The sequence below is a fragment of the Novosphingobium sp. genome (assembly GCF_049240505.1).
GTDB lineage: Bacteria > Pseudomonadota > Alphaproteobacteria > Sphingomonadales > Sphingomonadaceae > Novosphingobium.
Window position 1 is genome coordinate 28,877 of record NZ_JBMLSM010000114.1, and the last position, 19,932, is coordinate 48,808.

Consider the following 19,932-nt stretch of genomic DNA (forward strand, 5'->3'; position numbering starts at 1 on the left):
CTGATGGCCGTGCCCGAAACGGGCCGAGGCGATATAAAGAAACCTTTATGTCACCCCCCGCTTAGCGTTTCCGCGTAGCGCTTGCAACCAGTGCGACGAAAAGAAGCGCTATTGCCCATGCAAGGCCGAGCATGTTGCCAAAGCGCGCGAAGGGTGTCGGCGCGTGGGCTGGCGGCACCTTTCCATCAAGCCGCCCTGCCCGCAGCGGCGGCACGAACTGGCGAACCACACCATCGGCATCGATCACCGCACTGATCCCGGTGGTGGTGGAGCGCAGAACCGGCAGACCTTCCTCAATCGCGCGCATTCGTGCCTGCGCAAGGTGCTGCGGCGGCCCCCATGCGCCGAACCAGCCATCGTTCGACGGGTTGAACAGATAGTCTGGCCGATGCGCGCGATCGACGACCTCGCCCGAGAAGATGATCTCGTAGCAGATCTGGATTCCAGCCTTGCCGTGCCGTCCCAGATCGAGCGTGCGCGGCCCCGGCCCGGCGAGGAAATCGAGGCTTCCCGCAACCAGCCGCGAAAGGCCGATGGGTTCGAGAATCTCGCGCATGGGCAGATATTCGCCATAGGGCACCAGATGCGCCTTGGCATAGGAGCCGCGAATCTCGCCGCCCGAATCGAGCGCGGTGACCACGTTCCATGCGCCCGTTACTTTCGGCCCCTTCATCGCAAGGTCGGTAGTGCCGGTCAGCAACAGGCCGCCCTTGCCCGCCACACGGCCCAGCCGTTCGCGGGCGACCAGCGGATCGCCAGCATAGGTCGTCTCGTCATACCAGAACTGCGCATAGCCGGGGCGCAGGAAATCGGGCACGCCGCTTTCTGGCCAGAGCACCAGCCGCGTCTCACCCGGTTTGCGGGGCAGCGAAAGCGCGGCGCTGGTCTGGAACTGCTTTTCGTAGTTGGCGGGATCGTTGAGCAAGTCCTGGCGCACATCGGGCTGGACCAGCGTATAGGCCAATGTGCCTTCGCGGCGTTCACCGTGAAGCGGCAGGACCAGCAGCAACGCGGGACCAAGCGCATAGGCCGCAGCGGCCCACTTGCGCTCCTGCCGCCATGATCTGAGCGCAAAAAGCCACCAGCCGCCCAGCAGCACGACGAGGCCGGACAGCGCATATGTTCCCATCCACTGCGCGGCAAGGGCAAGGCCGGGGCGATCAAAACCGCCCAGCGTGACCATTGCCAGGGGGTTCCACGCAAAGCCGGTGAACAGCCACGACCGCATCCATTCGGCCAATATCCACGCGGCCGCAAAGGCAGGCAGCAGCATGGCCCGGCGCGTTTCTGCCAGCCACCACCCCAGCAGCGTTGCAATGGCCGGGAACACCGCCAGATAGAGCGCGAGGAGGAAGACCGCGATCCAGCCCAGCCACGCGGGCATTTCCGCCTGATAGGTGAACGCCGTGGCGATCCAGCCATTGCCGACAGTGAAGTGCCCGACGCCAAACAGCCACCCGGCCAACAGCGCCTGCCGCCATGTTTTCACCACATGGAGGCGATGAATCAGCCACGCCAGCGCGGCCAGCGTCAGTGGCCAAAGGCCCAGCGGCTGGAAACCGCAGGCGGCAAGGCCACCGGCGGCAACAGTCAGCAAATGGTTACGGGGTATTGGGCGGAGGGGGAGGCGAAAGCGGCTCATGCCCCTCTGCTATGGGGTGCACCGGGGCCGACCGCAAGCGGCCAGACCCGGCGTCATATGTCAGCCTTCAACCGGCTCACTGGCTTCGGGCGCAGCGGCCTTGCGCGGGCGACCGCGCTTCTTGGGTGCAGGGGCAGCTTCTTCGGCAACCGGTGCAGGCGCTTCAGGGGCAGGAGCGGGTTCTGCCACAGGTTCTGCACGCGCACTGATCGATGGCGGCAGGAACGAGGCATCAAGCGTTGCAGGCGCTTCGTCGGCCACGGGCTTGGCCGCGCGGGGACGGCGTTCGGTGCGGGGGCGCAGGCCACCGCGTGCCGGGCGGGCATCACGCACGAAGGGATTTTCGCCAGCGTCGGCAATCGGCTCACCCTCGCTCGCGGGAACGCCTTCGCCGGGGAGCGGTTCTGCCGCAGGCGCTTCAACCTCTGCATCGCGGTTGCGATTGCGGTCGAAGCGGCGGTTATTGTCGCGCCGACCTTCGTTGCGATCCCCCCGATCATCGCGCTGACGATCCTCCCGGGGACGATCATCGCGGACCCGATCTTCACGCTGCCGATCTTCACGGGGACGGTCCTCACGCGGGCGATCTTCGCGCTCACGACGACCCTCGTTCCGGTCATTCCTGTCGTTACGGTCACTGCGATCACCACGCTCAGGCCGGTCATCGCGGTCCTCACGCTCACGCCGGGTTGAAACCGGGCGGTCGAACGCGGGGAAATCACCCTCGACGCTGAAATCGCCGCCGTCATCCTCACCGTCCTGGTCCTGCCAGCGTTCGCCACCGTTCTGGCGGGCGCGCTGTTCTTCCTGACGGGTGCGGGTATCGGCGATCACGCGGAAATAGTGATCGGCAAACTGGAGGTAGTATTCCGCCTGCACGCGATCGCCATTCATATGGGCGTCCTGCGCAAGCTTGCGATACTTTTCGAGCAGCTGGGGGGCATTGCCCCGTGCGCGGCTGTCGATCCGGTTGAGCTGCTGGCCACCATTCTGCGGACGGTTGTTGTTACCGCGACCGCGACGGCGGTTGTTACCACGATTGTTATTCAACTCAGGCACTTCCTTAAATGGGTGGCCTCTCGAAAAACAGGTGCGAACCTTTAATGCCGCACAACCCTCCGCCGCCGGTTCGCGATTCTAGCGAATCGGCGTTTCCAGCATCTGCGCTCTTCCCGGCCCCTATGACCGTTCATCCCTGCAAATGGTGGAGCTGGCCGGGACGGGAAGCCTCATCCGTCCCCTGCCTGACTTCACAGTTAATCGGCCAAGCGGCCCTTGCCAAGAGGAATATTGGGCATTTCTGCCATTTCCACAGCCCTTTCGCGTCCCGCAAGGTCATGGTGCAGCCTTGCATCCATTCCAGCCTGGTGCGCAAGCGCGCAAACGGCGGCACCCTGCGTCCAGCCGATCTCGATGATCGCAATGCCATTTTCGGCAAGCAGGCCGGGAATTTGCGGCACCAGCAGGCGATAATCATTCAGTCCTTCAGGCCCGGAAAACAACGCCTGCGCCGGTTCGTGCGCGCGGACTGACGGGGCAAGCTCGGCCTCATCCTCGACATAGGGCGGGTTCGACAGGATCAGGTCGAACCGGCCAAGGTCAGCCGCCCAGCCCGGCTGCGTCCAGTCGCCCGACAGAAAGCGTGCTGTGGGGGCGTGGTGCTGCCCATTGGCGCGGGCAACGGCAAGGGCTTCGGGAGAACGCTCTATCGCCACGCCTTCCGCTTCGGGCCAGAGCGATAGCACGGCGAGAAGCAGCGCGCCCGAACCGGTGCCCAGATCGATGATGCGCCGGGGCGGCTGGCGGCTGGCGAAGGCCTCACGCGCTGCCTCGACCAATGTTTCCGTATCTCCGCGCGGGATCAGCACGGCGGGGCTGACGGTTAGCTCCAGCCCGTAGAACTCGGCGTTGCCGGTAATGTAGGCGACAGGTTCGTGAGCCATGCGGCGTTCGACCAGCGCGGCGAAGGCGGCAGGGGTTTCTGCCTGCATATGACGCAGCAGCAGATCGGTGCGGGTGCAGCCGAGCGCGTGAGCCATGAGCAGTTCGGCATCGAGCCGGGCGGTGTCCGAGGTGGCGGACAGGCGTTCGGCGGCGGCGCGGAGGGTGTCTGCAACCTTCACACGCATTGCGCCCCCGCGCAGGCGGAGGCCTCGGTATTGTTATGGAAGGTTGGCGTAAACCGACTGAGGCCCCCGCCTTCGCGGGGGAGCAGCAAGGCTTGGCGACCAATGTCACCCATCCATCGCCGCCAGCCGCTTGGACTGGTCCTCGGCAATCAGCGCGTCGACCAGTTCGGCCAGGCCAGGCCCTTCGAGCACTTCGGGCAGGCGGTGGAGCGTGAGGTTGATGCGGTGGTCGGTCACGCGGCCTTGCGGGAAGTTGTAGGTGCGGATGCGTTCGGAGCGGTCGCCGCTGCCCACCATCGCCTTGCGCGCCTCGGCCTCTTCGCCCTGCGCGGCATCGCGCTGTGCTTCGAACAGGCGGGCGCGCAGGACCTGCATCGCCTTGTCCTTGTTCTTGTGCTGGCTGCGCCCGTCCTGACAGGTGACGACGGTGCCGGTGGGCAAGTGCGTGATGCGAACCGCCGAATCGGTGGTGTTCACATGCTGCCCGCCCGCACCGCTGGCGCGATAGACGTCAATCTTCAGATCCTTGTCCTCGATCCGCACGTCCACTTCATCGGGTTCGGGCAGGACGGCGACGGTGGCGGCAGAGGTGTGGATGCGCCCGCCAGATTCGGTCACCGGCACGCGCTGCACGCGGTGGACGCCGGATTCGAACTTCAGCTTGGCGAAGACGCCGCTGCCGGTGACGTTGGCGACGACTTCCTTGTATCCGCCAAGGTCGTTGGCGTTGACCGAGACGACTTCCACCCGCCAGCCCTGTTCGGCGGCATAGCGTTCGTACATGCGGAACAGGTCTGCGGCGAAAAGCGCGGCCTCATCGCCCCCGGTTCCTGCGCGGATTTCGAGCATGGCGGGGCGGCTGTCCGCCGAATCGCGCGGCAGCATGGCCACAGCAAGGCGGTGTTCGGCTTCGGGCAGTTCGGCGTGGATGCGCCGCAGTTCCTCGTCGGCCAGCTCGCGCATGTCCGGGTCGTCAAGCGCTGCAAGGCTCACCAGTTCCTCGCGCATCGCGGCAATTTCCTGCGCGATGCGGGCGACGGGTTCGAGTTCCGCATAGTCGCGGCTGGCGGCGATGAAGTCTGCGCCTTCGAGCGTGCCCGAAGCAAGCCGCGCTTCGAGTTCAGCGAAGCGGTGCGTGAGATGGCCGAGGCGGGCGTCGGATACGCTCATGCCACAGCCCCAAACTTCGTCATCCCGGGCTTGACCCGGGATCCCGCTTGTTGGTGCGCCGTTGCGGGAAGAATAGCGGGACCCCGGGTCAAGCCCGGGGTGACGGGGTGTTTGTTCGTAGGGAAGCACTCGTCATGCTGAACTTGTTTCAGCATCCATCCCTCCGCAGGCGATGTCCGTGCCGGGGGAGAGATGGACCCTGAAACAAGTTCAGGGTGACGAAGAGAACAGTCTATTTTCATGCCTTTCCAGGCACCATCGAAACCGTGCCGCCGCCATGAACTACCGATTCCCATAGGATTTCAGGGACCGAAAACTGATTCTTCATCAGCATTTTTGGAGAAGCTAACAAAGAGTTCGTAAGTTCAGCGCTTGCGGTACCCTGAGGCTTCACTGACAAACGCCCAAACTCGCCATCTGCTTCGCTTGAGGAGATCGTGAGAATCAAACCGGGCTGCGTCTTTTTCGCTTTGTCGTAGCGTTTCCGAACCCCTCCTGAATTGTATATCAGGACTGGCGCACCGCTATTTCTCGCAGCCTTAGCGAACATCGTGCCTATATTAAGCAGTCGAGTTTCATCGCTTTCAATCACCAAAGCAATGACCGGTTGTTGTTCAGGAGGCTGAACCAACATCGCCAGCCGCTCGATCCCCGCAGCCCAACCCACCGCAGGCGTCACAGGCCCACCCAGCGCTTCCATCAACCCGTCGTAGCGCCCGCCGCCCAGCACGGTGCCTTGCGCGCCCAGACGGTCCGTCACGAATTCAAACGCGGTGTGGCGGTAGTAGTCCAGCCCGCGCACCAGCGCCGGGGCGCGGGTCCATGATACGCCTGCGGCGTCCAGTCCGCCGGTGACCTTGGCGAAGAAGTCCTGTGCTTCATCGCTCAGGAAATCGTCGATCTTGGGTGCCTCAGCAGTGAACACCTTGTCGCGCGGGTCTTTGCTGTCGAGGATGCGCAAGGGGTTACGCTCCAGCCGGTCCTGCGAATCTTCGGACAGATCGCCCTTCACGGCGCGGAAGTACGCGATCAGCGCCTCACGCCATGCCTCGCGGCTGGCGCCATCGCCCAGCGTGTTCAGTTGCAGCGTCACGCCGTCCTGAATGCCCAGTTCCTTGAGCAACTGGTCGGCCATGACCAGCAGTTCCACGTCGGCCTGCGGTTCAGCCGCACCGATCACTTCGGCGTCGATCTGGTGGAACTGGCGGTAGCGGCCCTTTTGCGGGCGTTCATAGCGGAACAGCGGGCCGTGGGTGGCGACCTTGAGTGGCGCATATTGCTGCCAGCCATCGGTGATGAAGGCGCGGGCGATGCCTGCGGTGAACTCAGGCCGAAGCGTCAGCGATTCCCCGCCGCGATCCTCGAAGCTGTACATTTCCTTGGAAACGACATCGGTCGTCTCGCCCAGCGAACGGCTGAACACGGCGGTCTTTTCGAACACCGGCATTTCCACGCGGCGGAAACGATAGAGCTTGCGCACGCGCTCGAACGTTTCGACGACGAATGCGAAAGCCTCGGCATCGGGGCCGAAGATGTCCTGCGTGCCGCGGATGGCCTGAGGAGTCTTGGGGCTTGGGGTCTGTGTGCTCATGGTGCGCGCGATTAGCCGCATTCGCGCAAAACGGGAAGTGTCGTGAAAAAGGAAGCGCCCGATGGTTGCGAATGTGACCGCATCGCGTCATGAACTGATCCCATGCTGAAAAACCTCGCGGTTGCCCCGCTCCTCCTCGCCCTTTCCGTTTCACCACAGGCGCTTGCTGCCAATTCGGCACCCAAGGCCGTGCCCATCACGCAGACCGTGCCCGATGCGCAGGACGTGGCCTATCCCGGCACGATGACGCTGGATATCGATGCGTCAGACACGATGCGCCGCGCCTATCGCGTGACGCAGGTGATCCCGGTGGCATCTGGCGCAAAGGAACTGATCCTGTTGTTCCCGCAATGGTTGCCCGGCAATCACGGCCCGCGCGGGCCACTGGCCGAACTGGTCGGCGTGCAGTTCTTTGTCGATGGCAAGCCGGTGGAATGGAAGCGTGATCGGGTGGAGGTCTATGCCTTCCACGTCATGCTGCCCGCTGGCGCAAAGGCGGTGACGGCCAAGTTCATCCATACTTCACCGCTCGCTTCGAACGAGGGGCGCGTCACCATGACGCCCGAAATGCTGAACCTGCAGTGGGAGAAGATGAGCCTGTACCCGGCAGGCCATTACGTGCGGCGGATCAAGGTGAAGCCCAGCGTCACGCTGCCGCAGGGTTGGACCGCCGCCACCGCACTGGATGGCATGGCCATGAGCGGCAATCGCGCGACATGGGCCGAGACGGACTACGAAACGCTGGTCGATTCGCCGATCTTTGCGGGGCGCTATTTCAAGAAGTGGGATCTGGGACAGAAGGTCACGCTCAACGTCGTGGCCGACAAGCCCGAACAGCTTGAAGCCAAGCCCGAACAGATCGCCGCGCACGCTGCGCTGGTGGACGAGGCCAAGCTGGCGTTCGGCGCGAACCATTTCGACCATTACGAGTTCCTGCTTGCCCTGTCCGACAAGATCGGGGGCATCGGCCTTGAACATCACCGGTCGAGCGAGAACCAGCTTGAGCCGGAAGCCTTTACCGATTGGGACAAGCAGGAGTGGGACCGCAACCTGCTGCCGCACGAATATGCGCATTCGTGGTCGGGCAAGTTCCGCCGCCCCGCGCGGCTATGGACGCCCGATTATCGCCAGCCGATGCAGGGCGACCTGTTGTGGACCTATGAAGGGCAGGACCAGTTCTGGGGCCTTGTGCTGGCAGGCCGTTCGGGCCTTCAGGGCAAGGACATGGTGCTGGGGATGCTGGCGCAGTGGGCAGGCGGTTACACCCAGCAGCCGGGGCGTGAATGGCGTTCGGTCGAGGATACCGGGTTCGATCCGGTCTTCGCCTCGCGCAAGGCCAAGCCCTATTCCTCGCTTGCCCGCAACGAGGATTACTACACCGAAGGTGCGCTGGTGTGGCTGGAGATCGACCAGATACTTCGCGAAGGCACCGGCGGCAAGAAGTCCATCGACGATTTTGCCAAGGCCTTCTTCGGCATGAATCCGGGCGATTATGGCCAGATCCCGTTCGAGGTGGACGAGATCGTGACCAAGCTGAACGCGCTCTACCCCTATGACTGGGCCAAGCTGATCGACACCCGCATCAACCAGCCGGGCCAGCCCGCACCGCTGAACGGGATCGAAAAGGGCGGCTACAAGCTGGTCTGGAAGGAAGAGCCAAACCCTTATGCCAAGGCGGCGGGCGATTTCAGCAAGACGCTGAGCCTGACCAATTCGATCGGCCTCTCGATCGACAAGGAAGGCAAGGTTACCGGCGCACGCTGGGACAGCCCCGCTTTCAACGCCGGAATCGTGACGGGCGCACAGATCATGGCCGTGAACGGCGTGGCCTATGATGCCGATGCGATGAAGAAGGCGATCACCGCAGCCAAGGGTGAAAAGGGAACGCCGCTGGACCTGCTGGTCAAGCGGGGCAGCCGGTTCGACACCCTGCGCATCGAATACAAGGATGGCCTGCGCTATCCGTGGCTTGAACGTGTGGCCCCCGGCAAGGCACCCACCGCGCTCGACCTGCTGTTCGAACCCAAGCGGCCCGGTGCTGCAGCCAAGAAGGCGAAATAAACACCATGATGCGCGGCGGGAGCGGGCTGGGCAACCGGCTGGCGCCGCCGCGCTTCATCCTGTTCCTGACGCTGCTGGTGGCCGGATTCATCGGCTATTGGCAATTGCCGGGGGCCGAAAGCCTGGCCGATGCTGCGGCGATGAGCTTCGACCTGGCCGCAGCCGTGTTCCTTGCATCGATGCTGCCGCTGCTGCGCGATGCCGATACAGGTAGCATCCGCCTCCACGCCGCCAGCAATGACGCAAATCGCCTGCTGGTGCTGGTCATTACAACGGTCGTGACGATGGTGGTTCTGGCTGCCATCTCGGGCGAATTGCCGCCAGCTTCGGCCGGAAATCGCATGGCGATGATCAAGCTGGTCGGCACCCTGCTGCTGACGTGGCTTTTCACCAACACCGTCTATGCGCTGCACTATGCACACCTCTATTATTCGTCGCGTGATGGCAACGACGCGGGCGGCATCGATTTTCCCGGCACCAAAACGCCGGATTATCTCGATTTCGTCTATTTCAGCTTCACGCTGGGCATGACCTTCCAGACATCCGACACCGCGATAACCAGCAGGGCAATACGCCGGATCGCAACGGCGCATTCCTTTGCTGCCTTCGTGTTCAATATCGGCGTGATCGCTTTCACCATCAACGCAATCGGATGAAAGCCGCGCGAACAGAGGTTTCGCCATAAGTCTTGTTGCGACGCACAAGCGGCTTCGCTAGGGGCAGCGCGTTCTCTCCACCCAATGAACAGGGGCCAAGATGCGCATCGACATGATTCCCACCGGTGACAATCCGCCGGAAAGCCTGAACGTGATCATCGAGGTTCCCGTTGGCGGTGAACCCGTGAAGTATGAATTCGACAAGGCATCGGGCGCGCTCTTCGTCGACCGTATCCTGCACACGCCGATGCGCTACCCGGCGAACTACGGCTTCGTGCCGCACACGCTTTCGCCCGATGGCGATCCGCTGGACGCGCTGGTCATCGCTCGTTCGCCGTTTCTGGCAGGTTCGGTTGTCCGCGCCCGTCCGATTGCCGTGCTGAACCTTGAAGACGAACATGGCGGCGACGAAAAGCTGGTCTGCGTGCCGGTCGATTCGACCTTCCCGTACTATTCGGACGTGAAGGAACGTGAAGATCTGCCCGAAATCGTGATGCAGCAGATCGAACACTTCTTTACCCACTACAAGGATCTGGAAAAGGACAAGTGGGTGCGCGTGGGCACCTGGGGCGGCGCAGAAGACGCCCGCCAGATCACGCTCGAAGCGATCGAGCGCGCAAAGGCTGCCAAGGCTGGCTGAGGCGTTTCGCCTGATCTGAAAAAAGGCGCTGGTTCTGCCGAACCAGCGCCTTTTTTGTGCCCCCGCGCAGGCGGGGGCACAAAGTGTTGGCGATTATGTAGCTTGCAAACACGCACTTTTTGCAATCGTCATTGCGAGCCTCGCATAGCGAGGAGAAGCAATCCAGAGCGGTTTAAGCCAACTCTGGATTGCTTCGTCGGCTTCGCCTTCTCGCAATGACGATATGTGTTTGTATACGATACAATCGTCAAAGTGTTTGTACGGGCGTTCAGCCCACCACGCCCGCAGCCGCCAGCACGGCCAGCGTCAGGATATCGGGCGCAAGCGATGTCATCGGTGCAATCTGCACCGGCTTTTCCATGCCGAGCAGCATCGGGCCGATCACGGCATTGCCCGCCAGTTCGCGCAGCAGCTTGGCCGAGATATTGGCCGATTGCAGGCCGGGCATGATCAGCACGTTGGCCGGACCGGACAGGCGGCTGAACGGATAGTTGGCCATGACCTTGGGGTTCAGCGCCGCGTCAGGCGCCATTTCGCCTTCGTATTCGAAGCCGGGATCTTCGGCATCGAGGATCGCCACCGCGCCACGGATCGAATCAAGCCAGCGGCCATAGGGATTGCCGAACGTGGCATAGGACAGGAACGCAACGCGCGGTTCGTGGCCCATGCGGCGGGCAACGGCGGCGGTTTCCTTGGCGATGTGAGCAAGGTCTTCAGCCGAAGGCCGCTCGTTCACGGTCGTATCGGCCAGGAACACGGTATAGTTCTTGGCGACCATCAGGTGGATGCCGAACGGCAGATGGCCCGGCTTGGGGTGCAGCACCCGGCGCACTTCCTTCATCGACTGCGCGAAAGTGCGCGTCATGCCGGTGATCAGCGCATCGCCGTGACCCAGCGCGACGAGCAGCGAGGCGAAGACGTTGCGGTCCTGATTGACCATGCGCTTCACGTCGCGTTCCAGATAACCCCGACGCTGGAGCTGCTGGTAGAGATACTCGACCATCTCGGGCACCAGCGGCGAGACGGCGGAATTGTGAATCTCGTAAGACGAAGGATCGCTGACGCCCAGTTCGGTCAGCAGATCGAGCACCGGCTGGGTGCGGCCAACCAGCACCGGGGTGCCGTAACCAAAATCCTTGAACTGGATCGCAGCGCGCAGCACCACTTCGTTCTCCGCCTCGGCAAAGACGACGCGCTTGGGGTCTTCCTTGGCCTTGGCGAAAACGTTGGTCAGGACCGAGGTGGTCGGATTCAGGCGCGCCTTCAGGCTGGTGCGATAGGCATCCATGTCCTCGATCGGCTTCTGCGCCACGCCCGAATCCATCGCGGCCTGCGCCACGGCGGACGAAACGACTTCCATCAGGCGCGGATCGAACGGCGCGGGGATGATGTAATCAAGGCCGAAGGTGTGGTTGATGCCGTATGCCGCGGCCACTTCTTCGGGCACCGGCTCGCGCGCCAGCTTGGCGATGGCTTCGGCGGCGGCGATCTTCATCTCTTCGTTGATAGCAGTCGCCTGCACATCGAGCGCGCCACGGAAAATGAAGGGGAAGCCCAGCACGTTGTTGACCTGGTTCGGATAGTCCGAACGCCCGGTGGCGACGATGCAATCGGGGCGCACGGCCTTTGCCGCAGGTGGGGTGATTTCCGGGTCCGGGTTGGCCATCGCGAAGATGATCGGCTGCGGGGCCATCTTCGTCACCCAATCGGGCTTGAGCGCACCGGCAGCGGACAGGCCAAGGAAAATGTCCGCACCATTCAGCGCATCTTCCAGACTGCGCGCCGTCGTGTCGACCGCGTGCGCGCTCTTCCACTGGTCCATGCTCTGTTCGCGACCGCGATAGATCACGCCCGAACGGTCGCACATGATCACGTTGTCGTGGCGCACGCCCATCGCCTTGATCAGCGCAGTGCAGGCGATAGCCGCCGCGCCCGCGCCGTTGACCACAACCTTCACGTCTTCCAGCTTGCGCCCGGTCAGGTGGCAGGCATTGAGGAGCCCTGCGGCAGAAATGATCGCGGTGCCGTGCTGGTCATCGTGCATGATCGGGATCTTGAGCCGATCCTTCAGCGTCTGTTCGATGATGAAGCATTCGGGCGCCTTGATGTCTTCAAGGTTGATGCCGCCGAAGCTCGGCTCCATCAGCGCGACGGCTTCGATAAAGGCGTCCGGATCTTCGGTGGCGAGTTCGATATCGATCGAATCGACGTCGGCAAAGCGCTTGAACAGCACGGCCTTGCCTTCCATCACCGGCTTGGATGCCAGCGCGCCCAGATTGCCCAGGCCAAGGATGGCGGTGCCATTGGAAATCACCGCAACGAGATTGCCCTTGGCGGTATAGTCATAAGCGGTCGAAGGATCGTCTGCGATGGCCCGCACCGGCACCGCAACGCCGGGCGAATAGGCAAGGCTGAGATCGCGCTGCGTCGCCATCGGTTTGCTGGCGATGATCTCGATCTTACCGGGCCGTATGGTGTTATGGTAGAAAAGCGCCTCGCGTTCGGTGAAACGGACGTTGCTTTCCTCGGACATAATACCCCCGTGAGTGGTCGGATTTCGATTACAGGCCCTGTATGCTCTTTGCCGCTACGTCAAGGCGCGGATAGGCCGCATTTGCGGCACAAACATATCGGCGCGATCAATAGACCTGATCAAAGATCCTGCGGTTTCCACGTGGGAATGCCCAGGCGGCGGACCTTGAACAGCAGACTGCGGCCTTCCTGCCAGACCAGTTGCAGGCGCGGATCGCCACGCTGCGGCAGTCCGGTATCAATCAGCCACACATAGTCCACCCGCTCGATGGGCGCGGCGCGCAATGCGGTATCGACCGTGCGCCGCCAGCCACCGGCACACCGGCGCGACCATACGAATTCCGATGGATCAGCCGTGAAATTGCGACCGGGGCGGAAGCGCGGCACGATCATGTGCAGGCCGGGGACCGCCCAGTTGTCGTTCACCCACGCCTGCCGATAGAGGCTGGCAAGGCTGGCAAGGTGATCGCGGCGGGTGTTGCGCCACGATTCATCAAGGCAGGAATGTTCGACAAAGGCCAGCACGCGGCTGCCGGGTTCAACATGGGTCAGCGCTGAAAGCTGCTTGTTGTAATCGTCGGCATAGTCGTTGAAACTCCACGCCGTCACGGTGAGGCGCACCGCCAGCAGCGCCATGCCCAGATAGGCCACCGCCTTTGCCCAATCCGGGCGGCGCGCGCCGCTCCAGTCCTGAAGGCCAAGGCCGAGCATCGCCGCCACCGGCAACAGGCGAATGTCGACGAAAGACGATCCGTTGATATCGCTGGGAATCGCAAGGAACAGCAGGAACACCGTCAACGCGGGCAGGCCCTGCCGCCAGCGCCATTTTGCACCCAGCAGCGGCCCGACCAGCACCAGCAATCCGGCGATGATCGACGTGCCGAAATCCAGCAGCTTCGACTGATCGCGCAAGGTAAGCACGAAGGACCAGGCCTTCTGGTCCCAGCGCCAGATGTTCATGCTCTTTACCGGCGGCGAGAACGCCTTCCACAGCACGATGGTGATGACTGTGGCCAGCAGCGGCCAGCAGGCCTGCCACAGGCGCAGGCCGATGGCCTTCCAGTCCAGAGACTTCACCCATTCGCGGTTGGTGAAATCGCGGAAGCGCCAGCCTGCGGGCAGTTCGTCCATCGCGCGGCCAAAGGCGTGCGCGCCCACCAGCAGCGCCAGCAGCAGCCCGCCGATGGCATGGCACAGCATCGCCACCGGTTGCGCCACGATCAGCATGGCAGCGCGGGCGCGCGGGTTCTTCTGTTCAAGCCAGAGCGCAGCACCGAATGCGGTGAGCGAAAGGCCGGTGGCGAGGATATAGTTGAGGAAGCCGGTCAGCAGCGGGAAGCTGAACACGAACATGAGCGACCATGCCGCCGCGTGCCCGCCCTTGGGGTTCAACATGCGGATGGTCCACAGACAACCGCCTGCGAACAGACCCGTGGCCAGCACCGTGCTCCACCATCCGGCCGCAAGGATGCCGAACTGTGCGCCCAGCACTTTCATCAGCACGCCACCGCCGATGTTCAGCGTGAACACCCATTTCCACGTGAAATACTGTTCAAGCGGATTGCCGGGACCAGCTGCCTCGATCGCGGCGGCGCCCATGTGGCCCGGCACGTCGATCAGGGGCGGCACTTCGACCAGCGCGAAAGGCGCGCAGACCAACAGAATGCCGATCAGGATGCCCGGACCCGAAAGCCAGGGCAGCGCCCCGGCCTGTGCCCACAGCGCCTTCACGGCGGCAATCCAGCTCTTTTCGCGGACTTGCGTCAAACTCTGCTTACCCCAACATGACCCGCTTGCCGTGCCATCAGGGCGCGCAGTTGCGGATATCCAGCTTCGATGGTTTGAGAAACACGCGCGGCTGGTCTAGCCACCTCCGCGTGACGCCTAATGCCCCAACTCCGATGATGGCGCAATATCTTGCGCTTAAAGAGCAAGCCGCCGACTGCCTGCTGTTCTACCGCATGGGCGATTTCTTCGAGCTGTTTTTTGACGACGCGAAGATCGCCGCCCAAGTGCTGGACATTGCCCTCACCAGCCGGGGCGAACATGGCGGCGCGCCGATTCCGATGTGCGGCGTGCCGGTCCATTCGGCCGAAGGATACCTTGCCCGCCTGATCAAGGCCGGGTGCCGCGTGGCCATTGCCGAACAGGTCGAAACACCCGAAGAAGCGAAGAAACGCGGCGGTTCCAAGGCATTGGTCGCGCGCGATATCGTGCGTTTCGTCACCGCAGGAACGCTGACCGAAGAAGCCCTGCTCGAACCGCGCCGGGCCAACGTGCTGGCTGCGGTCTGCGAAGTGCGCGGGGTAATCGGAGTTGCCGCCTGTGACATTTCGACAGGCCGGATGGAACTGGAGGAATGCAGCGCCGACCAGATGGGCGCGGCTCTGGCAAGATTGGGCGCCAGCGAGGTCGTGGCTTCCGATTCGTGGGACCAGGCCCCGGTCGATTGCGTGCCCCGCCCGAATCGGTCCTTCTCAAGCGACGAGGGCGAGACGCGGCTCAAAGCGCTGCACGGCGTCTCCACGCTTGACGGATTCGGCCAGTTCACCCGCGCCATGCTGGCGGCGGCGGGCGGGCTGATCACCTATCTCGACCATGTGGGCCGGGGCGCACTGCCCCTGCTGCTGCCCCCCGTAGCGCGCGAGGCCGGCACGCACATGGCGATGGACGAGGCGACACGCGCCAGCCTTGAAATCCTTGTCAGTTCCACCGGCACACGGCGCGGTTCGCTTGTCGAAGCGATCGACCGCTGTGTCACTGGCGCAGGCGCACGCCTGCTGGCCGAAGACCTGTCCGCCCCGCTGACCGATGCACGCGCCATCAACCGGCGGTTGGAGCTGGTAAGCTGGCTGCACGACGATCCACTGCTGCGCGGCGACATTCGCGGCATATTGCGCGCGCTGCCCGATGTCGGCCGCGCATTGGGCCGCGTGGTGGCGGGGCGCGGAAGCCCCCGCGATCTGGGTCAGTTGCGCGATGGCCTGTCCGAAGCGCGCCGCCTGCACGATCTACTGCGCGCACGAAGCGATCTGCCCGAACCGATGGTATCGCTGCTGCCCGCGCTTTCCGGCCACGGTGCGCTGACCGATCTCTATGCCCGCGCACTGGTGCCCGCCCCGCCCACTGAACGGTCGCAGGGCGGGTTCATTGCCGAAGGCTATGACGCAGGGCTGGACGAGCTGCGCCGCGTTTCGGGCAATGCCCGTCGCGCCATTGCCGCGCTCGAAGCGAAGTACCGTGACGAAACGGGCATCGCCGCGCTGAAAATCCGCCACAACGGCGTGCTCGGCTATTTCATCGAGGTTCCGGCAAAGCACGGGGATCGGCTGATGGCCCCGGATTCGGGCTTCACCCATCGGCAGACGATGGCAGGCGCCGTGCGCTTCAACGCGCTCGCCCTGCATGAGGAAGCGAGCCGGATTGCGGAAAGCGGCGGGCATTCGCTGGCGGCAGAAGAGGCGCATTTCGAAGATCTGGTCGGCCATGCCGTTCGCGCCAGGGAAGCCATCGCCGCCACCGCCGCCGCACTCGCCCGGATCGACGTTGCGGCAGGACAGGCCGAACGCGCGGCGGAAGGCGGATGGGCCTTGCCGCGCGTGGTGGACGAACCTTGCCTTGAAATCACCGGTGGACGACACCCCGTGGTGGAAGCCGCGCTGGCGGCAAAAGGCGACCGCTTCGTCGCCAACGATTGTTACCTGAACACCCCCAGACCCGCTCGTGCTGAGCCTGTCGAAGCACCCCCGCGCAACGCTCATCCTTCGACAAGCTCAGGATGGGCGGGAGGGGCGGGAGCGGGAACCTCTCGCCTCTGGCTGGTCGGCGGACCAAACATGGGCGGTAAATCGACCTTTCTGCGCCAGAACGCGCTGATCGTGCTGCTCGCGCAAGCGGGCGGTTTCGTGCCCGCGCAGGCTGCAAAGGTGGGCATGGTCGACCGCCTGTTCAGCCGTGTGGGCGCAGCAGACAATCTGGCGCGCGGGCGTTCGACTTTCATGGTCGAGATGGTCGAGACTGCTGCGATCCTGTCTCAAGCTACAGAGCGTAGCTTCGTGATTCTGGACGAGGTTGGGCGCGGGACGTCCACATACGATGGACTCGCGCTCGCATGGGCCGTGGCCGAAGCCGTCCATTCGATCAACCGCTGTCGCTGCCTATTCGCCACGCACTATCACGAACTCGCCCGGCTGGCCGAAACGTGCGACGCGCTCTCGCTTCACCACGTCCGCGCGCGGGAGTGGAAAGGCGATCTGGTGCTGTTGCACGAACTGGCGGAAGGCCCGGCTGACAAGTCCTATGGCCTTGCCGTGGCGCGGCTTGCGGGCGTTCCGGCTCCGGTGATCAAGCGCGCCAGGTCCGTGCTGGACAAGCTGGAAAAGGGCCGCGCCGCCACCGGTGGCCTTGCCGCTGGCCTTGGCGATCTACCACTGTTCGCCGCTGCTATCGAAGCTGCCGAAGAAAAGGTCGATGCCCTGCGCGAACGGCTCAACGGGCTGGATATCGACGCGCTTTCCCCCCGTGAGGCGCTCGATCTGCTTTATGAACTGAAGGCGCAGGCGAATGGTTGAACCTTATGTTTCGTCATTCCCGCGCAGGCGGGAATCCAGTTCCAACGGCAGCGCGCTGGATTCCCGCCTGCGCGGGAATGACGAGGTTTTGGTTTGATGGAACTGACCCAACTCGGGCGCAAACGCGCGCTGTTCATCATGGCCGCCGAACCGGAATACGGCCCCCACCTGCGTGCGCGCTTCGCGCCGCTGATCACCGGCATCGGCCCGGTTGAAGCCGCGTTGCATACCGGCATTGCGCTCGCCCGGCTGGAAGCGGCGGGCACCCTGCCGGACCTGATCGTCTGCCTCGGCTCTGCCGGATCGCGGCGCTGCACGCTGGGTTCGATCCACCAGATCGCCGCCGTTTCATGGCGCGATATGGACGCATCGCCATTGGGCATCGAACCGGGCGTCGTGCCCTATCTCGATGAACCGAAAGACCTCCCGCTGGAATGCCCGCTCGATCTGTCAAAGGCCACGCTATCGAGCGGCGGCGATGTGGTCAGCGGCGATCACTGGGAGCGCGTGAGCGCCGACATGGTAGACATGGAAACATATGCCGTGGCCCGCGCCGCCCGCACGTTCGGCGTGCCCCTGATCGGCCTGCGCGGCGTTTCCGATGGTCCGGGCGAACTGGCGGGCGCGCATGATTGGCACAAACTGCTGGGCTACCTCGACGGCGAACTGGCCAAGGCGGTGGACTTGCTGGCGGCGCATTACGCCTAAAGCGACAGAAACAACCCCGCCAGCGCCGCGCTCATCAGATTGCTGAGCGCGCCTGCGACCAGCGCCCGCAGGCCCAGCTTGGCGATCACCGGGCGCTGGTTGGGGGCAAGGCCGCCGGTCACCGCCATCTGGATCGCGATCGAGCTGAAGTTGGCGAAACCGCACAGCGCGAATGTCACGATGCCCACGGTGTGCGGCGAAAGCGCGGTGTCCTTGCCCAGTTCGATGAAGGCGACGAATTCATTGAGCACGATCTTGCTGCCGAACAGACCGCCCGCCTGCATCGCCTCTGCCCAGCCATCAGCGCCGAGCAGGTAGAACACCGGCGCGAACACATAACCCAGCACCATCTGGAACGAAAGGTCGGGCACGCCCACCCAGCCGCCGATCCAGCCAAGCACGCCGTTCGCCAGCGCCACCAGCGCCACGAAAGCCAGCACCATTGCGCCCACCGCCACGGCCAGCTTGACGCCGGTCTGCGCGCCCTGGCTGGCCGCCATGATGATATTGGCGGGGCGCTCTTCCTCGTCAGAGGCAAGCGATGGCTTCACGTGCGGATTGGGCAATTCCTCGTCCGCCACTTGCGCCGGAACCGGCGGTTCGTCCGGCATGATCAGCTTGGCCATCAGGATGCCACCGGGGGCCGACATGAAGGCGGCGGCCACCAAATAATCGATGCGGATCCCCATGCTGGCATAAGCGGCAAGGATCGTGCCCGCCACGCCCGCCATGCCCACGGTCATCACGCAGAACAACTGGCTGGGGTTGAGCGCGGCAAGATAGGGCCGGATCACCAGCGGCGATTCGCTTTGCCCCACAAAGATGTTGCTGGCGGCGCAAAGCGATTCGACCTTGCTGATGCCGGTCACCTTCTCCAGCGCGCCCCCGATCCAGCGGATCACCAGTTGCATCACGCCCACGTAATACAGGATCGAGATCAGCGCGGCAAAGAACACGATCACCGGCAGCGCCGATATGGCAAAGCTGGTGCCGCCGATGGCGGGATCGGCCAGCGGCCCGAACAGAAACTGCACCCCCGCCCGCGCAAAGCCCAGCAGCCCTTCAACCCCCGAAGCCGCGCCCTGCAACATGCGGTTGCCCAGCGGCACATAGAGCACCAGCGCGGCAAAGCCTGCCTGCAACGCAAAGGCGGCAGCGACCACGCGCAACCGGATCGCGCGGCGGTTGGACGAAAGGAGAAAGGCGAGCGCAAGGATGAGCACCATCCCCAACAGGCTGGACAATACGCGCATCGGGAAAGGCAGTGCTCCGCGGCAAATGGTTACCAACGAACCTAATAGCGAATTGGCGGGGCGTGAAAAGCGCGCTATCGGCCCGTTATGCACGATAAAGCCAATGCGGTCCCCCGTTCGCTGTTCCTGTTTGCGCTGTTCTATGGCGGCATGGTCACGCTGGGGGGCGTGCTGGGGGCAAAGCAGGTGGCGCTTGGGCCGCTGGCGGTTGAGGCGGGAATCTTCCCGTTCCTCACGCTTGTCGGCATTTCCAGCGGCATTGCCGAACTGCACGGAAAAGCCGTGGCCGACAGGTTGGTGCGCTATGGCTTTCTGCCGCTTGCCTTTGCCATCCTGCTGACATTGTTCGTCATTCAGCTACCGACCGATCCCGGCATGTATGAACCGGCGAAGGAAGCCTTCCCGATCATCCTTGGCCAGTCCTGGCGGATGATGCTGGCAGGAATCATGGCCTATGGCGTCTCGGTCACGCTCAACGTGTGGATATTCAACCGGCTGCGCGGCGCGGCGGGCAAGTTCCTTGCGGTGCGCGGATTCATCGCGGCGGCGCTTTCGCAGATCGTCGATACGCTGATCTTCATCACCGTGTCGTTCGTGGGTGTGCGCCCCATCGCCGCGCTGATGGCGGGGCAGATGCTGGCCAAGGTCGTGCTCTCCGCCGTGCTGGTGCCGCTGATCATCGCGCTGGTGCTCAAGATCGGTCGCAAGCTCGATTCGGCAGATTGATCCGCGCCACTCCACACGAAAACGCTTCAATTTCGGGCGCAGAGGCGTAAAGGCGCGCGCATGACGCAGAATCACGATCCCGCAATGCTCGCCAAGGCGGAAACGCTCACCGAAGCGCTGCCCTATCTGCGGCGCTATGCCGGCAAGACCTTCGTGGTGAAATACGGCGGCCACGCGATGGGCGATCCCGAACTGGCACAGGATTTTGCCGAGGATATCGTGCTGCTGAAGGCCGTGGGCATCAACCCGGTGG

At 63.7% G+C, this 19,932-nt stretch carries 14 protein-coding genes and 1 pseudogene; 7 read left to right on the forward strand and 8 right to left on the reverse strand.

The features are described from left to right. Positions 1-61: 61 nt before the first annotated feature. The 5 genes from lnt to hisS all read right to left on the reverse strand — a co-directional run bounded on the left by lnt (position 62) and on the right by hisS (position 6,532). Positions 62-1,642: an apolipoprotein N-acyltransferase gene (lnt, locus tag ACOVQ0_RS09810; RefSeq protein WP_421883608.1), complete on the reverse strand. Its 1,581-nt coding sequence runs from the start codon at positions 1,640-1,642 to the stop codon at positions 62-64. A gap of 60 nt (positions 1,643-1,702) precedes the next feature. After that, positions 1,703-2,701: a DUF4167 domain-containing protein gene (locus tag ACOVQ0_RS09815; protein WP_421883611.1), complete on the reverse strand. Its 999-nt coding sequence runs from the start codon at positions 2,699-2,701 to the stop codon at positions 1,703-1,705. A gap of 197 nt (positions 2,702-2,898) precedes the next feature. After that, on the reverse strand, positions 2,899-3,771 hold the full coding sequence (prmC, locus tag ACOVQ0_RS09820) for a peptide chain release factor N(5)-glutamine methyltransferase (RefSeq protein ID WP_421883613.1): 873 nt from the start codon (positions 3,769-3,771) through the stop codon (positions 2,899-2,901). Positions 3,772-3,876: 105 nt separating this feature from the next. Next, entirely contained in the window at positions 3,877-4,941 is a 1,065-nt protein-coding gene (prfA, locus tag ACOVQ0_RS09825) for a peptide chain release factor 1 (RefSeq protein WP_421883615.1), read from the reverse strand. Between the two features lie 238 nt (positions 4,942-5,179). Further along, positions 5,180-6,532, reverse strand: coding sequence for a histidine--tRNA ligase (hisS, locus tag ACOVQ0_RS09830; protein ID WP_421883618.1), 1,353 nt, complete (start codon positions 6,530-6,532; stop codon positions 5,180-5,182). A gap of 102 nt (positions 6,533-6,634) precedes the next feature. Here hisS and ACOVQ0_RS09835 point away from each other — a divergent pair, with 102 nt between their 5' ends. The 3 genes from ACOVQ0_RS09835 to ppa all read left to right on the forward strand — a co-directional run bounded on the left by ACOVQ0_RS09835 (position 6,635) and on the right by ppa (position 9,889). Beyond that, on the forward strand, positions 6,635-8,593 hold the full coding sequence (locus ACOVQ0_RS09835; RefSeq protein WP_421883620.1) for a M61 family metallopeptidase: 1,959 nt from the start codon (positions 6,635-6,637) through the stop codon (positions 8,591-8,593). 5 nt (positions 8,594-8,598) lie between these two features. Continuing rightward, positions 8,599-9,249 carry a DUF1345 domain-containing protein gene (locus tag ACOVQ0_RS09840; protein WP_421883623.1) on the forward strand — a complete coding sequence of 217 codons (651 nt, stop codon included), beginning with the start codon at positions 8,599-8,601 and terminating at the stop codon, positions 9,247-9,249. Positions 9,250-9,349: 100 nt separating this feature from the next. After that, positions 9,350-9,889 (forward strand): inorganic diphosphatase, encoded by a 540-nt coding sequence (ppa, locus tag ACOVQ0_RS09845; protein WP_421883626.1) that lies wholly within the window; start codon positions 9,350-9,352, stop codon positions 9,887-9,889. Between the two features lie 268 nt (positions 9,890-10,157). Here the strand turns inward: ppa and ACOVQ0_RS09850 are convergent, their stop codons facing one another. Together ACOVQ0_RS09850 and ACOVQ0_RS09855 are read right to left on the reverse strand one after the other, a co-directional pair. Further along, a complete protein-coding gene (locus tag ACOVQ0_RS09850) occupies positions 10,158-12,422 on the reverse strand; it encodes an NADP-dependent malic enzyme (RefSeq protein WP_421883629.1) in 2,265 nt (754 codons plus the stop codon). Between the two features lie 119 nt (positions 12,423-12,541). Next, positions 12,542-14,188: a hypothetical protein gene (locus ACOVQ0_RS09855; protein ID WP_421883631.1), complete on the reverse strand. Its 1,647-nt coding sequence runs from the start codon at positions 14,186-14,188 to the stop codon at positions 12,542-12,544. 134 nt (positions 14,189-14,322) lie between these two features. Between ACOVQ0_RS09855 and mutS the strand changes: the two genes are divergently transcribed. Then, on the forward strand, positions 14,323-16,992 hold the full coding sequence (gene mutS / locus ACOVQ0_RS09860; RefSeq protein WP_421883645.1) for a DNA mismatch repair protein MutS: 2,670 nt from the start codon (positions 14,323-14,325) through the stop codon (positions 16,990-16,992). 96 nt (positions 16,993-17,088) lie between these two features. Then, a complete protein-coding gene (locus ACOVQ0_RS09865; RefSeq protein WP_421883634.1) occupies positions 17,089-17,700 on the forward strand; it encodes a 5'-methylthioadenosine/S-adenosylhomocysteine nucleosidase in 612 nt (203 codons plus the stop codon). Here the strand turns inward: ACOVQ0_RS09865 and ACOVQ0_RS09870 are convergent. After that, a complete protein-coding gene (locus ACOVQ0_RS09870; protein ID WP_421883636.1) occupies positions 17,697-18,953 on the reverse strand; it encodes a NupC/NupG family nucleoside CNT transporter in 1,257 nt (418 codons plus the stop codon). The genes ACOVQ0_RS09865 and ACOVQ0_RS09870 overlap by 4 nt on opposite strands. Before the next feature lie 87 nt (positions 18,954-19,040). On the opposite strand from ACOVQ0_RS09870, the gene ACOVQ0_RS09875 reads away from it, so the two are divergent. Then, entirely contained in the window at positions 19,041-19,679 is a 639-nt protein-coding gene (locus tag ACOVQ0_RS09875; protein WP_421883639.1) for a queuosine precursor transporter, read from the forward strand. Between the two features lie 60 nt (positions 19,680-19,739). After that, positions 19,740-19,932: pseudogene (locus tag ACOVQ0_RS09880) on the forward strand (acetylglutamate kinase); the annotation flags it as partial.